The sequence below is a fragment of the Actinomadura sp. ATCC 39365 genome (assembly GCF_054392275.1).
Map to the genome: position 1 here is coordinate 3,055,599 of NZ_CP184335.1, position 15,099 is coordinate 3,070,697.

Here is a 15,099-nt window from a genome sequence, read left to right on the forward strand (position 1 = left end):
GTTCCTTCCTAGGATGCGGGCACGGTGACGACCGTGCCGCTGTGCCGGGCCTTCTCGGCGGCGAAGACCGCGAGGTGGCTGTGGAGCGACTCGGTGGGGCCCGAGCGCACGTGTGCGGGGTCGCCGGTGGCCAGCGCGGTGACGAAGGCGTCCATCACGCCGTCGTCGCCGCCGCCGTGGCCGTCGCCGGCGTTCGAGCCGGTCTCGGCGACGCTGCGCCGGCTGCTGCGGCCGTCGCGGAAGTCGAGGACCTCGACCGACTCGCCGTCGCCGATCAGCCGCCCGTGGGTGCCGAAGATCCTGGTCTGGCGGTGGGTCTGCTCGGTGAAGGCGGTCATGGTGAACGTCGCGGTCGCGCCGCCGGTCAGCTGCATGGCGAGCACCTGGTGGTCGACCACGTCGTTGTCGCAGGCGTAGACGCACCTGCCGTACGGGCCGGTGCGCAGGGCGTCCATGACCTGCTCCTCGTTCTCGCCGAGGACGCTGGTCGGCCAGTCGTAGCCGCGGTTCAGGTAGAGGCGGGGAGCCGAGTACGGGCACCCGGGCTCCAGGACGCAGTCGAGGCAGCGGTCGGCGGCCTGCTCCGGGCGCCGCTCGGGCCTGAAGTGGCCGAGCGAGCCGAAGCTGGCGACCTGCTCGATCCTGAGCCCGGTGACGTAGGTCAGCCAGTCGAGGTCGTGGGAGGACTTGGCCAGCAGCATCGGGCTGGCCAGGCGCTCGCTGCGCCAGGGGCCGCGCACGTAGGAGTGCGCGTGGTGCCACCAGCCGACCGGCTCCAGGTGCTCGACGCTCATGACCTCGCCGAGCACGCCGCTGTCGACGGTCTGCTTCACCAGCGCGGTGTAGGGCGTGTAGCGCAGCACGTGGCAGACGGCGAGGAGCACGCCGGTCTCGCCGACGGCCGCCACGATCTCGCGGCACTCCTCCTCGGTCGGCGCCATGGGCTTCTCGACGAGCAGCGCGTAGCCCGCCCGCGCCAGGGCTATGGCGGGCTCGACGTGCAGGCGGTCCTGGGTGGCCAGGACGACGGCGTCGGCCACCCGCTCGCGCAGCAGGTCGCGCCAGTCGCCGAACTCGCGCACGCCGGGGCCGGCCAGCCTGGCCCGGCGGGCGGGGTCGGGGTCGGCCACGGCGACCAGCTCCGCGCGATCGGGGTGCGCGGCGATCCAGGAGGCGTAGGTCTGCCCCCGGTTGCCCGCTCCCGCGACCGCCAGCGTTATCTTTCGCACCTAAATCACCAGATTTCCTGATGTGAGGACCTTCGGGCCGTCGGCCGGCAGCTCCCTGGCGACGCCCTCCTCGACGTTGCCCGTGTGCTGGACCACCTCGAAGGCCTTGATCGACAGACGGCCGCCGCCGAACTGGCAGCCGGTCGCCGCGTAGCGGTTCCTGCCGGCGTCGAGCTGGACGTGGGCCCCGGCGTTCTGGCTGCGGACCCCGGCCAGCTGCCAGGAGACGAGCCCGGCGGCCGCCACCCGCGACAGCCCGGCCTCGGCCAGCTCGGTGCCGCCGTCGAGGCGGATGCGCTGGTCGGCCTTGCCGGCGGCGGCCAGGCCCACGTTCTTGACCGTGCAGCCGGTCAGCGACACCGAACCGGCCAGGACCAGCGGGGCCGCGCCCTCGGCGCCGTTCAGCGTCGAGCCGGACAGGCGCAGGTCGGCGCCGTTGAAGGCGTTGCCGTTCAGGCCGTGGAACGTGGTGCGGCTGACGTGCAGCGGCGCGGTCACGTTCGCCTGGACGATCTCGCTCTTGGCCGGGACGGTGAAGACGCAGCCCTCGATCAGGTTGGGCCGGCGCGACAACTTCGACTGCTGGGAGACGATCAGCGTGTGGCTGGCCGAGCAGCCGCGCATCTGCACGCCGTCGGCGTTGACCCAGATCATGCCCGAGCCCTCCAGCGACGGCTTGCCGATGACCTGGAGGTCCTCCAGCGTCAGGTCGGTGACCTTCACCCGGGCCACGAACCACGAGCAGACGTGCTTGCGCACCGTGATCCGCTTGGCCGCCGAGCCCCAGGCCGCGCCGGAGTTGGCGAAGGTCATCAGGCCGGAGTTGCCGGTGTAGGTCAGGTCGTGCTCGTACTGGCCGTGGGTGACGAACGGGCCCTGGTCGTCGCCGTCGCCGTGGCAGTTCTCCACGTAGCAGTAGGCGCTGGCGGTGAAGTCGTTCAGGTGGCGGGCGTTGGCCGTGTGGCAGTCGCGGACGTGGCCGTACAGGCAGTAGATCTGCTGGGTCAGGTAGCCGGCCCCGCCCCAGGTCACGCTGGCGGGGTTCTTCAGGGTGCAGCGCTCGGTGCGGAAGTGGGTGGCCCAGCGCCGCATGACCAGCGGCCAGAACGTGCCCGTGCCGTGGATGCCCTCGACGTCGCAGTGGACGGCGTACTCGTAGGCCAGCGGGTGCGAGCCGGTGTACTGGTCGCCGTCCGCGACGCCCTCGAAGCGCAGGTTGCGCACGTGCACGCGCTCGACCGGCTCGACGAGGGTCCAGGTGATCGTGCGGCCGGCGGCCAGCTCCCAGCCGTTCTTGTAGTTGACCCGGATGTGCGTGCCGTCGACGATCTGGGTGACCTCGACCAGCTTCTGCAGCTCCCGCTCCCAGCGGCCGGACAGCGCGTTGACCTCGGCGCTCCACCACTGCCCGACCTTGAAGGCGGCGGAGTCGGCGACCTCGAAGACGTCCGACAGGTCGGGCACCGCGGCGCTCAGCTTGTGGCTGACCGTGGTGGCGGTGACCTTGCCGCGGAAGAACATGACCGCCGCGAACGGGTCGTCCTGGCCCGCCTTCTCGATGCCGACGGTGCGCATCGTGTGGCCGCCGAAGTCCAGCACCAGGCCGGAGCGCTGGAACTTGTGGCGCTTGACGAAGTTGAGGTCGGTGTGGGCCTCGATCCTGGAGACGGCCGGGTCGCCGACCATGGCCTCCAGCGCGGCGTCGGCGGGCGTCTTGTCGTCGAAGACGCCGAAGGCGCGGAAGTCGAGGCAGCCGTCGTGCAGCTGGATCCAGCGGCCCTTGGGCGCGGAGCCGAGCACGGTGCCGCCGTTGGCGGGAGTGGTCGAGGCGGCGTCCCAGCGGACGAGCTTGCCGCCGCCGTCGCCCGGCTTGAGATAGCCCGCGACCTGCGCCAGCGTGCCGTCCGCCAGTTTGGCGGCCTCGAAGGCGAGCAGCTCGGCGACGGTGGCGACCGCGTGCACCTCGTCCTTGGGCTTCTTGTCCGGCTCGGCGAGCGCGGGCTTGGCCATCAGGACGGTGCCGACAGCCGCTAAACCGGTGACGCGCAGGATGTCACGACGTTCCATGGGGGTGGTTCCTTACAGTGCGAGGGTGTCGGCGATGAGGACGCGGGGGCCGGCGGGCGGGAAGGCGCGCTCGACGCCCTCCTCGGTGCAGCCGGTGTGCACCAGGACGGTGGCGGCGGTCAGGTCGAGCCGGCCGCCGGTGAACCGGGAGCCGGTGGCGCGAAAGCGGTTGGCGCCGGTGGCCAGCTCGACGCGGGTGGCGGTGGCCGTGCAGGCGGCCAGTTCCCAGGTCAGGACGCCCGGACCGGCGGCCCGGCCGACGGTGGAGTTCTCCAGCGCGACGCCCTCCAGACGCAGCCGCTGGTCGCGTACGGCACTCAGCTCGAGCTGCACGCCGTCGAGCCGGCCGCCGCTGATCACGACGTCGGCCGAGCCCACCGAGACCTTGCCCGACCCGCTCAGGACGCAGCCGGTGAAACGCAGGGCGCCGGAGCCGCGCAGGGTGGCGCCGTCGAGACCGGTGACGGCGCACTCCTTGAAGTGCAGCGTGTTGCTCACCGGCGTCTGCACCAGCACCTGGTCCTTCGGCAGGTCGAAGGAGCAGCCCTCGATGACGTTGGGCCGTCCGGAGCGGTTGGATCGCTGGCCGATCGCGACGGTCTTCGCCGAGCAGCCGCGCATGTGCAGGCCGTCGGCGTTCACCTGGAGCGTTCCCGCCGGGTCGAACGTCGAGCGCGGGATCACCCGGACGTCCTCCAGCGTCAGGTCGGTGATCTTCGTTCCGGCGACGAACCACGAGCACAGGTGCTTGCGCACGGTGATCCGCTTGGCGCTGGTGCCCCAGAGGGTGCCGCTGTTGGCGATGTCCATGAGGCCGGAGTTGCCGGTGAAGACCAGGTCGTGCTCGTACTGGCCGTGGGTGGTGAAGGGGTTGCCGCCCTCGTCGTCGCCGTCGCCGTGGCAGTTCTCGACCGTGCAGTAGGCGCTGGCGGTGAAGTCGTTGAGATGGCGGACGTTGGAGGTGGTGCAGTCGGCGACGTGGCCGTACAGGCAGTAGATCTGCTGGGTCAGGTAGCCGGCTCCGCCGTACATGACGGTCGGGGGGTTCTTCAGGCTGCAGCGCTCGGTGCGGAAGTGGGTGCACCAGCGTCGCATGATCACCGGCCAGAAGCTGCCGGTGGCGTGCACGTCCTCGACGTCGCAGTGGACGGCGTACTCGTAGGCGACGGGGTGCGAGCCGGTGTACTCGTCGCCGCCGGGGGCCGCCTCGAAGCGCAGGTCGCGCACGTCGACGCGCTCGACCGGGTCGACCAGCGTCCAGGTCAGCGTACGGCCGGCGGCCAGCTCCCAGCCGTTCTTGTAGTTGACCCGGACGTGCCGGCCGTCGACGACCTGGGTGATCTGGACCAGGCGCTGGAGCTCGCGTTCGTACGTGCCGGCCAGCGCATTGACCTCCACGGCCCACCACTGGCCGACCCGGAACCGCCCGGAATCGACCTCGAAGACGTCGGCCAGGTCGGGGATCGTGGCCGTGAGCGTGCCGGTGACGGTGGTCCCGGTCCGCTCGCCCTGGAAGAACAGGACCGCGCCGAAGGGGGTGTCGTGGGAGTTCTTCTCGATGCCGGCGGTGGTCATGGTGTGGCCGCCGAAGTCGAGCACCAGGTCGGAGCGCCGGAAGGTGTGGCGCTTGACGAAGTTGAGGTCGGTGTGGGCCTCGATCCTGGAGACGGCCGGGTCGCCGACCATGGCCTCCAGCGCGGCGTCGGCGGGCGTCTTGGTGTCGAAGACGCCGAAGGCGCGGAAGTCGAGGCAGCCGTCGTGCAGCTGGATCCAGCGGCCCTTGGGCGCGGAGCCGAGCACGGTGCCGCCGTTGGCGGGCGTGGTCGAGGCGGCGTCCCAGCGGACGAGCTTGCCGCCGCCGTCACCGGCGCGGTGATAGCCCGCGACACGCAGCAGCGTGCCGTCGGCGAGTCGGGAGGCGTCGAGCGCGAGAAGGCGCGCGACGTCGGCTACATGGTTCATGGGGGGAGGCCTTCGGGAACGGGGTGATGGGAAGGCCGGGCGACGTGCGAAGGCGGGCAGGCGGCGGTGCTGCGGCCCAGACGTCCGGCGCCGGGGGCCGCGGCGCTCGGAGTCGGATCTTCGCCCGAAACGATTGGCGAGGACGCTAGACAGTGGTGAGGGATATGTCAAGCCGTCACGTGGCATGCCCGAGCTGCTGGGAGATCATCGCCGCCGTCTCTCTCACCTCCCGGCCGAGCTCCTGGTAGCGCCAGGCGGGCAGGTCGCGCTTGAGCGAGGTGATGCTGATCGCGCCCACGCAGGCGCCGGTGTGGTCGCGCAGCGCGCTGCCGATGCAGAAGATGCCGTCGGCGTCCTCCTCGTCGTCGACCGCGTAGCCGAGCTCCCTGACCGTCTTCAGGTGGGCCAGCAGCAGCGGCAGCTCGGTGATCGTGTTGCCGGTCCGGCGCGGCAGGCCGACGTGGCCGACGACCCTGGCGACCTCCTCGTCGCCCATCTCGGCCAGCAGCGCCTTGCCCAGCCCGGTGCAGTGGGGCAGCTCCCTGGTGCCCATCCGCAGGTCGACCTGGATGCGCTCGCCGTTGCTCACCTGGTCGACGACGACGGCCTGGCCGGCCTCGGGCACCGCGAGCCGGGAGTTCATCCCGGTGCGTTCGGTGAGCTCGACCAGCGCGGGGCGGGCCACGTCGCGCAGCGAGAGCTGCTCCTGGGCCCTGGCGCCCAGCCTGGCCAGCGCCATGCCCAGCCGGTAGCGGCGGTTCATGCCCTCGCCGTCGTCGGCGACCAGGCTGTAGCCGCGCAGCGTGTAGAGGGTGGCGAAGGCGGCGCTCTTGCTCAGCCCGCAGGCCGCGGCGACCTCGGTCACGCTCATGCCGCCCCCCGGCCCCACGCGGGACAGGACCTCCAGCACTTCGGCGGCGCGGGCGACGCTGCGGACCCAATATCGCGATTCCTCAGCAGCAGTGTTCGTCACAGCCGAACAGCTTAGCGGAATTCATCGTTGACCCCCACCCGTTCTCGTGTTTCAATCTCCCTCGTCTGTTCGGTATTGCCAAACACTGTTCGGAATTTGTGGCGGATGATCAGCGCTTCCTGGCCGGGCCGGGCCGGGAGGCGCGTCGGAGGAGAGAGATTTGAAGCACCTAGCCGAGCGCGCACGCCAGGTCATCCCCGGCGGCGTGAACAGCGGGCAGCGCAGCATCCCCGGGCTCACCGACCTGGTGATCACCCATGCCGCCGGCGCCCGCTTCCGCGACTCGCAAGGGCGGGAGTTCGTCGACTACCACGCCGCCTTCGGCCCGCCGCTGCTCGGCCACAACGACCCCGACGTCGCCGCGGCCGTCGCCGAGGCCGGCCGTACGGTGGACCTGTGCGGCGTCGGCGTCACCGCCGGCGAGGTCGAGCTCGCCGAGACGCTGGCCGAGCTCGTGCCGAGCGTGGAGAAGGTGCTCCTGACCAGCACCGGCAGCGAGGCCACCTTCCACGCCCTGCGCGTGGCCAGGGCCGCGACCGGCCGCCGGCTCGTGGTCAAGTTCCAGGGTTGCTACCACGGCTGGCACGACGCGGTCAGCCTCAACGTGATCTCCGCGCCGGAGAAGGTCGGCACGCACGACCCGATCTCGACCGGCATCCTGCCCGAGGTGCTGCAGGCCACGCTGGTCCTGCCGTTCAACGACCCCGAGGCGGTACGCCGGGCGTTCGCCGAGCACGGCGACGACATCGCCGCCGTCATCCTGGAGCCGGTGCCGCACAACGTCGGCTGCCTGCTGCCCGAGCAGGAGTTCCTGCAGACGCTGCGAGATGAGTGCACCAGGGCGGGCAGCGTGCTGATCTTCGACGAGGTCATCACCGGCTTCCGCCACCACCTGGGCGGCTGGCAGGCGATCTCCGGGATCACCCCCGACCTCACCACCATGGGCAAGGCGATCGCGAACGGCTACCCGGTGGGCGCGCTCGGAGGCCGCGCCGATCTCATGGAGCTGTTCAGCTCGCGGCCCGGCGGCCCCGCCTTCTTCGCCGGCACCTACAACGGCCACCCCGCCGTCGTGGCGGCCGCCCTGGCCACGCTGCGCAAGCTGCGCGAGGAGCCGGTGCACGAGCACGTCTTCCGCCTCGGCGAGCGGATCAGGACCGGCCTGGCCGAGGTCTTCGCCTCGCTGGACATCCCGGCGCTGGTCAGCGGGTACGGCTCGGTCTTCGTCGGCTACTTCATGACCGGACCCGCCCGCACCTACGACGACCTGCTGCGCAATGATGCCAACATGTTCATCGGGTACCGCCGCCGGCTGCTGGAGCACGGCATCTTCGAGTTGCCACTGAACCTCAAGCGCAGCCACGTCTCCTACGCCCACACCGACGCCGACGCCGACCACCTGCTGGAGGCGGCCGCCACCGCGGCCAGGCTCGCCCGCGGCGACGTGCTCGACCTGACCGACGTCAGCACCATGGGCGGCGCCGATGCTCACCGTTGACACCAGCCGCCCGGCCGGTCCCGCCGGCCGGATCAGCCGCGTCGAGACCCTCTCGCTGGGCACCGCCTGGCGCGACTTCTCCTACGTGCGCATCCACACCGACGAGGGGCTGAGCGGCATCGGCGAGATCACCCACCCCTACCGGGGCCGGGAGACCTGCTCGCTGACCGAGGCCATGGCGCAGCGCCACCTGATCGGCGCCGATCCCTTCGACGTCGAGGAGATCTGGCTGCGGATGTACCAGGGCGACTTCCTGCGCGGCGGCGACGTCGGCGGCATCGTCGTCTCCGGCGTCGACCAGGCGCTCCACGACATCATGGGCAAGGCGCTGGGCGTGCCCGTCTACCGGCTGACCGGCGGCGCCTGCCGCGACCGGGTGCGGGTCTACGCCAACGGCTGGTACACCGGCGAGCGCGACCCGCAGGTGTTCGCGGCCAAGGCCAAGGAGGTCGCCGCCCGCGGCTACACCGGGCTGAAGTTCGACCCGTTCGGCGCGGGGCTGGGCGAGTTGTCCCGGGCCGAGCTGCGGCTCTCGGTCGACATCGTCGCGGCGGTCCGCGAGGCCGTGCCCGACCTCGACCTGTTCGTCGAGGGGCACGCCCGGTTCGCGATGCCGACCGCCGTCCGGCTCGTGCGCGAGCTGGAGCCGTTCGACCTCGGCTGGTTCGAGGAGCCGCTGCCGTGGACGCACATCGAGCGCTACGCCGAGCTGCGGGCCCGCGCCGCCATGCCCATCTCCGGCGGCGAGCACTTCCACAACCGCTACGAGTACGCCCGGCTGTTCGCCACCGGCGCGGTCGACATCATCCAGCCCGACCTGTCGATGGCCGGCGGGTTCACCGAGATCAGGAAGCTGGCCGCGCAGGCCGACGTGCACGCCATGCTCGTCGCCCCGCACAACTCCAACTCCCCGCTGTGCACCACTGCCTCCGTGCACGCAGTGCTCGGCATGCCGAACCTGCTCGTCCTGGAGACGTTCGACGGCATGCTGGAGCCGTACGTCTTCGACGCGCTGAAGGGCGCCCTGCCGGTGATCGACGGCCACGTCGGCCTGCCGGAGCGGCCCGGCCTCGGCGTCGAGCTGGCCGACGAGGTCTTCGCCGAGCACCCGCCGTCCCACCGGTTCTGGAACATGTTCAAGGAGGGCTGGGAGAAGCGTGATCGTTGACGTCCACTCCCATCTGTTCACCTGCCCGGACGACGTCGGCGACCCGTTCGCGGCCGAGTCCGCCCGCGCGCACGGCGGTCACGTCGACCTGACCGTGCGCTGGGCGGACTACGCCGCCACCTCGCCCGCCGGCACCCGTACCGTCGTGGTGGGCGGCAAGGCCAGGCGCTCGGGCCTGTGGGTGGACGACGCCGCCGTGGCCGCCTACGCCGGCGAGCACCCCGACCGGCTCATCGGCTACCTGTCGCTCGACCCCACCCAGCCCGGCTGGCGCGACGAGCTGGAACACGGCCACCGTGACCTGGGGTTGCGCGGCATCAAGCTGATGCCGATGTACGCCGGTTTCGACCCGGCCGCGCCCGAGCTGGACGACCTGTACGCCTACGCCGCCCGCCACGGCCTGCCGCTGCTCGTGCACACCGGGACCACGTTCGTCTCGGCCGCGCCCCTGCGCTACGCGCTGCCGGTGCACCTGGACGAGGTCGCCATCAGGCATCCGGAGCTGCGCATGGTCCTGGCCCACCTCGGCCACCCGTACGAGGGCGAGTGCATCGCGGTGATCCGCAAGCACCGCCACGTCTACGCCGACGTCTCCGCCCTGCACTACCGCCCCTTCCAGCTCTGGCACAGCCTGCGCCTGGCCCAGGACTACGGGGTGTGGGGCAAGCTCCTGTTCGGCAGCGACTACCCCTTCACCACGGTGGACGCCTCGGTGGCGGGGCTGCGGGCCGTCGGCGCCGTCCCCGGCATCCCCGGCCTGCCGCCCCTGGACCGGGAGGAGATCGAGAAGCTGATCCACCGCCCGTCGCTCGACCTGCTGGGGCTGTCATGACCGGACTGGCCGTGGTCACCGGGGCCGCCAGGGGCCTCGGCCAGGCCATCGCCGCGCGCCTGACGGACGACGGCTACCGGGTGATCACCGTCGACCGGCCGGGTGCGGGCTGCGACTACGGCTTCGACCTGGCCGACACCGAGGGCCTGGCCGGGCTGGCCGACGCGGTCCGCCGCGACCACGGGCCGATCCACGTCCTGGTCAACAACGCCGGGGTGGCCCGGCTCGAACACTTCAACGAGATCACCGTGGCCGGCTGGCAGGCCGTCATGCGGGTCAACTGCGACGCGCCGTTCTTCCTGGCGCAGCGGGTGGCCGAGCACATGATCGCCGACGGCGTGCGGGGGCGGATCGTCAACGTCTCCTCCAAGAACGGGCTCATGGCCGAAGCCGGGCTGGCCCACTACAACGCCTCCAAGGGCGCCCTGGAGCTGATCACCCGCTCGCTCGCCGCCGAGCTGGGCGCCCACGGCATCACCGTCAACGCCGTGGCGCCCGGCATGATCGCCACCCCGATCGACGGCGACTTCCCCTTCGACCGCGCGGCCTTCGAGGCGGCGTGGGAGGAGCGCATCCGCTGCGCGGCGGGTACGGCAGGCCGGACGACGTGGCCGGCGCGGTCGCGTACCTGGCCTCGGATTCGGCCCGCTACGTCACCGGCGCCACCCTGGTCGTGGACGGCGGCGTGCTGGCCGACCAGATGCCGAGGACGCGGTTCATGCCGCCGTACCGGAACTCGTTGCGGCCCGGTTCCTGACCTGCGGCGTCGCCGGGGTTCGGATCAGTCGCCGGGGTTCGGGTCAGTCGGCGCGGCTCGGGCCAGTCGCCGGGGCTCGGGTCAGACGGCGTCCAGAGGGTTGGCGGCGATCCGCCCCGCGGCGTCGTTACGGACCGACGCCGCGGCGGCGCTGTCCGGCTTGCGCCTGGCCTGATCCTGGAAACACGCCAGAAACTCGGCGCCGAAGCCCAGCCTGGGGTAGCGGGCGAGCAGCTCCGCCCTGGCGTCCGGCGCGAACTCCTCGGGCCGCCGCCCGACCACGTCCCAGCTCGTGGCGACCTGCAGCAGGTGGGCCTCGGGGTCGGCGGCGGCGGACACGTCGGCGCGCATGTGCAGCCTGATGATCTCGGTGGCCCGCTCGGCCCGCTCCGCCGGCCAGCCGGCCGCCGTGCCGAACACCCAGGCGAGCTGCCCGCCCGCCTCCTCGAACGGCAGCCGGTGGCTGTCGAAGGGCTCGGTCAGCCCCATGTCGTGGAGCAGCGCCGAGACGTAGTAGAGCTCGTCGTCGAAGGCGATGCCGTGGGCCGCGCCGTACATCGCTCCCCACAGGTAGGCGCGGACGCAGTGGTTGAGCAGCGCGGGCGAGCAGTAACGGCCGGCCACCGACAGCGCCGCCGCGGCGGCGGGAGTCTCCGGGAACATGCCGCCAGCCTCTCATCCGGCCGCCGGATCTCGTCGCAGGGGCCGCCACTTGCCTTCTGGATACCATAGGGGGGTATAGTGTCTTCAACGGCAACGAGCCGAGGGAGGGCTGGCATGGCTGGACACGGCAGTAACAAGCAGGACCAAGGGATGCGGTTGCGCCGCATCGAGGGGCAGGTCCGGGGCCTGCAGCGCATGGTCGAGGACGACAAGTACTGCATCGACATCCTGACCCAGGTGTCGGCCGCGACCAGCGCCTTGAAGTCGTTCTCCCTGTCGTTGCTGGAGGACCATCTGGCCCACTGCGTCGCCGAGGCCACCTCGAAGGGCGGCCCGGAGGCCGAGGCCAAGGTCAAGGAAGCCTCCGACGCCATCGCCAGACTTGTTCGTTCCTGACCGGATTGAAGGAGAGACCGATATGAGCACCACCACCTACACCGTCAAGGGCATGACCTGCGGCCACTGCGTCAGTTCGGTCAAGGAAGAGGTCGGCGAGGTCGCCGGAGTGACCGGCGTCGAGGTCGATCTGGCCTCCGGCCTGCTGACCGTCGAGAGTGACAGCCCGATCGAGGCGGCGAAGATCGTCGCCGCCGTCGAGGAGGCCGGGTACGAAGTGGCGAACCAGTCGTGAACACCGTAGCCAAGCTCGGCTCCTACGCCCTGGGGCTGGCCGTCGTCTTCGGCGGCGCCCTGGGCGTCGGCAAGGCCGTGGGCCCGGTCGGGGCCGCTCCCGCCGCCGACCACAGCGCCATGACGGCCACCACGGAGACCACGGAGACCACGCAGAGCGCGGGCCACAACCAGCACACAGCCCAGCAGACGACGACGAAGACGAACGATACCCCCGGGGGGCTCCAAGTGTCCGAGAACGGTTACACCCTCAACCCGCTCACCACGTCGATCAAGCCCGGTGAGCCCGCCGACTTCCGCTTCTCCGTGACCGGCCCCGACGGCCGCCCGGTCACCGACTACCAGGTCCAGCACGACAAGAAGCTGCACTTCATCGTGGTCTCCCGAGACCTGGGCAGCTTCCAGCACGTCCATCCGGAGATGTCGGCCGACGGCATCTGGTCGGTCAAGGTCACCTTCCCCGAGGCGGGCGGCTACCGGGCCTTCGCCGACTTCGCGCCGACCGGCGGCGAGGCCCTGACGCTGGGCGCCGACTTGGCCGTGGCGGGCGACTACCAGCCCAAGCCGCTGCCGGAGACCGGCCGCACATCGAAGGTCGACGGCTACGAGGTCACCCTCGACGGCGACCTGACGCCGGGCCAGGCCAGCAAGCTCACCCTCAAGGTCAGCAAGGACGGCAAGCCGGTCACCGACCTGCAGCCCTACCTCGGCGCCTTCGGCCACCTGGTCGCCCTCCGCGCCCGTGACCTGGCCTACCTGCACGTCCACCCCGACGGCGAGCCGGGCGACGGCAGGACGCAGCCGGGCCCCGAGATCGTCTTCTACGCCGAGGTGCCGAGCGGCGGCGACTACCGCCTGTTCCTGGACTTCCAGCACGAGGGCGAGGTCCGTACCGCCGACTTCACGCTTGCCGCCGGGCCGAGGCCCGCCACCCCCGACGCGTCGCCGACGCCCGCCGGGCACGGCAACCACAGCCACTGAGAAAGCCACTGGGAAAGGGGAACGGTGATGACCTCTGTCACCGATGACCGGCAGAACGCGGTCGAACTCTCGATCGGCGGCATGACCTGCGCCTCGTGCGCCAACCGCATCGAGCGCAAGCTCAACAAGATGGACGGCGTGACCGCCACGGTCAACTACGCCACCGAGAAGGCGAAGGTCACCTTCCCCGAAGGCGTCGATCCGCAGCAGCTGATCGCCCAGGTGGAGGCGGCCGGCTACACCGCCGCCCTGCCCGCGCCGCCCAGGACCGAGGGCGAGCCGGGCGAGCAGGAGCCGGAGGACGAGCTGCGGCCGTTGCGCAGCCGGCTGATCACTTCGGTGGTGCTGGCGGTGCCGGTGATCGCGATGGCGATGATCCCGCCGTTGCAGTTCACGAACTGGCAGTGGATGTCGCTGGTGCTCACCGCGCCGGTCGTGGTCTACGCCGGCTGGCCCTTCCACAAGGCCGCCTGGACGAACCTGCGCCACGGCGCCGCCACGATGGACACGCTGATCTCGGTCGGCACCATCGCCGCGCTCGGCTGGTCGCTGTGGGCGCTGTTCTTCGGCACGGCGGGCACGCCGGGCATGACCCACCCCTTCGCGTTCACGATCGAGCGTACCGACGGGTCGGGCAACATCTACCTGGAGGCCGCGGCGGGGGTGACCGCGTTCATCCTGGCCGGTCGCTACTTCGAGGCCCGCTCCAAGCGGCGGGCGGGCGCCGCCCTGCGCGCCCTGCTCGAACTGGGCGCCAAGGACGTCGCGGTGCTGCGCGACGGCGTGGAGACCCGCATCCCCAGCGACCGGCTGGCCGTGGGCGACCGGTTCGTCGTGCGGCCCGGCGAGAAGATCGCCACGGACGGCGTGATCGAGGAGGGCACCTCCGCGGTCGACGCCTCGATGCTGACCGGCGAGTCCGTGCCCGTCGAGGTGCGTCCCGGCGACACCGTCACCGGCGCGACCGTGAACGCGGGCGGCCGGCTGGTCGTCCGCGCCACCCGGGTCGGGGCCGACACGCAGCTCGCCCAGATGGCCAAGCTGGTCGAGGACGCCCAGACGGGCAAGGCGCAGGTGCAGCGGCTGGCCGACCGCGTGTCGGGCATCTTCGTCCCGATCGTGATCGCGCTGGCCCTGGGCACGCTGGGCTTCTGGCTCGGCACCGGCGACGGCGTCGGCGCGGCCTTCACCGCCGCCGTGGCCGTGCTGATCATCGCCTGCCCGTGCGCGCTCGGCCTGGCCACCCCGACGGCGCTGCTGGTCGGCACCGGCCGGGGCGCGCAGCTCGGCATCCTGATCAAGGGCCCGGAGGTGCTGGAGTCCACCCGCCGCATCGACACGGTGGTGCTCGACAAGACGGGCACCGTCACCGAGGGCAGGATGACGCTCACCGGCGTGCACCGGCCGAGGGCGAGGACGAGGCCGAGGTGCTGCGCCTGGCGGGCGCTCTGGAGCACGCCTCCGAGCACCCGATCGCCCAGGCCATCGCCAAGGGCGCCGCCGCCCGCGTCGGCGACCTGCCCACCCCCGAGGACTTCGCGAACGTCGAGGGTCTCGGCGTCCAGGGCATCGTCGAGGGGCACGCGGTCCTGGTCGGCCGGCCGAGGCTGCTGGAGGAGTGGTCCCAGCACCTGTCGTCCGACCTGGAACGCGCTCTGCACGCCGCCCAGGCGGGCGGCAGGACCGCCGTGGCGGTCGGCTGGGACGGCAAGGCCCGCGCGGTGCTGGTGGTCGCCGACGTGATCAAGCCCACCAGCAAGGAGGCCATCCAGCAGCTCCGGGCGCTCGGTCTCACCCCGGTCCTGCTGACCGGCGACAACGAGGCCGTGGCGAAGACGGTGGCCGCCGAGGTCGGCATCGAGGAGGTGATCGCCGAGGTGCTGCCCGCCGACAAGGTCGACGTCGTCAAGGAGCTCCAGGGCGAGGGCAAGGTCGTGGCGATGGTCGGCGACGGCGTCAACGACGCGGCCGCGCTCGCCCAGGCCGACCTGGGCCTGGCCATGGGCACCGGCACCGACGCCGCGATCGAGGCGTCCGACCTGACCCTGGTGCGCGGCGACCTGAGGGTGGCCGCCGACGCGATCAGGCTCTCCCGCCGGACGCTCGGCACGATCAAGGGCAACCTGTTCTGGGCCTTCGCCTACAACGTGGCCGCCCTGCCGCTGGCCGCGCTCGGCCTGCTCAACCCGATGATCGCGGGGGCCGCGATGGCCTTCTCCAGCGTGTTCGTGGTCAGCAACAGCCTGCGGCTGCGCCGCTTCAAGTGAACAACCGCCACAGTTGAACATCCGCGAAGAGGGCTCCGAGCGCGACGCTCGGAGCCCCTTTCGCGTCCCCGG

At 71.6% G+C, this 15,099-nt stretch carries 11 protein-coding genes and 2 pseudogenes; 8 read left to right on the forward strand and 5 right to left on the reverse strand.

Going from position 1 to position 15,099, the window contains the following annotated elements; translation table 11 throughout:
• Nucleotides 1-8 precede the first annotated feature (8 nt).
• The 4 genes from ACNF49_RS15280 to ACNF49_RS15295 form a co-directional block, all read right to left on the reverse strand.
• Nucleotides 9-1,229: a Gfo/Idh/MocA family protein gene (locus tag ACNF49_RS15280; protein WP_357972426.1), complete on the reverse strand. Its 1,221-nt coding sequence runs from the start codon at nt 1,227-1,229 to the stop codon at nt 9-11.
• Complete coding sequence (locus ACNF49_RS15285; RefSeq protein WP_498702480.1) at nt 1,230-3,296, reverse strand: putative phage tail protein; 2,067 nt, start codon at nt 3,294-3,296, stop codon at nt 1,230-1,232.
• 12 nt (nt 3,297-3,308) lie between these two features.
• A complete protein-coding gene (locus ACNF49_RS15290; RefSeq protein WP_482944118.1) occupies nt 3,309-5,258 on the reverse strand; it encodes a putative phage tail protein in 1,950 nt (649 codons plus the stop codon).
• Nucleotides 5,259-5,433: 175 nt separating this feature from the next.
• Complete coding sequence (locus ACNF49_RS15295; protein WP_357972417.1) at nt 5,434-6,231, reverse strand: IclR family transcriptional regulator; 798 nt, start codon at nt 6,229-6,231, stop codon at nt 5,434-5,436.
• Between the two features lie 160 nt (nt 6,232-6,391).
• Between ACNF49_RS15295 and ACNF49_RS15300 the strand changes: the two genes are divergently transcribed.
• The 4 genes and pseudogenes from ACNF49_RS15300 (at nt 6,392) to ACNF49_RS15315 (ending at nt 10,486) form a co-directional block, all read left to right on the forward strand.
• Nucleotides 6,392-7,729 (forward strand): aspartate aminotransferase family protein, encoded by a 1,338-nt coding sequence (locus ACNF49_RS15300; RefSeq protein WP_357972414.1) that lies wholly within the window; start codon nt 6,392-6,394, stop codon nt 7,727-7,729.
• Nucleotides 7,716-8,897, forward strand: a complete 1,182-nt coding sequence (locus tag ACNF49_RS15305; protein WP_358002621.1) for a mandelate racemase/muconate lactonizing enzyme family protein — start codon at nt 7,716-7,718, stop codon at nt 8,895-8,897. The genes ACNF49_RS15300 and ACNF49_RS15305 overlap by 14 nt, the downstream gene beginning before the upstream one ends.
• On the forward strand, nt 8,887-9,729 hold the full coding sequence (locus ACNF49_RS15310; RefSeq protein ID WP_358002618.1) for an amidohydrolase family protein: 843 nt from the start codon (nt 8,887-8,889) through the stop codon (nt 9,727-9,729). The genes ACNF49_RS15305 and ACNF49_RS15310 overlap by 11 nt, the downstream gene beginning before the upstream one ends.
• Nucleotides 9,726-10,486: pseudogene (locus tag ACNF49_RS15315) on the forward strand (SDR family NAD(P)-dependent oxidoreductase). Before ACNF49_RS15310 ends, ACNF49_RS15315 begins: the two are co-directional and overlap by 4 nt.
• Before the next feature lie 81 nt (nt 10,487-10,567).
• Here the strand turns inward: ACNF49_RS15315 and ACNF49_RS15320 are convergent.
• On the reverse strand, nt 10,568-11,149 hold the full coding sequence (locus ACNF49_RS15320) for an HD domain-containing protein (RefSeq protein WP_357972402.1): 582 nt from the start codon (nt 11,147-11,149) through the stop codon (nt 10,568-10,570).
• Nucleotides 11,150-11,263: 114 nt separating this feature from the next.
• Here ACNF49_RS15320 and ACNF49_RS15325 point away from each other — a divergent pair, with 114 nt between their 5' ends.
• The 4 genes and pseudogenes from ACNF49_RS15325 (at nt 11,264) to ACNF49_RS15340 (ending at nt 15,027) form a co-directional block, all read left to right on the forward strand.
• The gene (locus tag ACNF49_RS15325) at nt 11,264-11,545 is read left to right on the forward strand and encodes a metal-sensitive transcriptional regulator (protein ID WP_357972399.1); all 282 of its coding nucleotides are present in this window, start codon (nt 11,264-11,266) and stop codon (nt 11,543-11,545) included.
• A gap of 22 nt (nt 11,546-11,567) precedes the next feature.
• Nucleotides 11,568-11,780, forward strand: coding sequence for a heavy-metal-associated domain-containing protein (locus ACNF49_RS15330; protein WP_357972396.1), 213 nt, complete (start codon nt 11,568-11,570; stop codon nt 11,778-11,780).
• Complete coding sequence (locus ACNF49_RS15335; protein ID WP_482944119.1) at nt 11,777-12,760, forward strand: DUF8832 domain-containing protein; 984 nt, start codon at nt 11,777-11,779, stop codon at nt 12,758-12,760. The genes ACNF49_RS15330 and ACNF49_RS15335 overlap by 4 nt, the downstream gene beginning before the upstream one ends.
• Before the next feature lie 27 nt (nt 12,761-12,787).
• Nucleotides 12,788-15,027, forward strand: a pseudogene (locus tag ACNF49_RS15340) (heavy metal translocating P-type ATPase).
• The last annotated feature ends 72 nt before the right edge of the window (nt 15,028-15,099 follow it).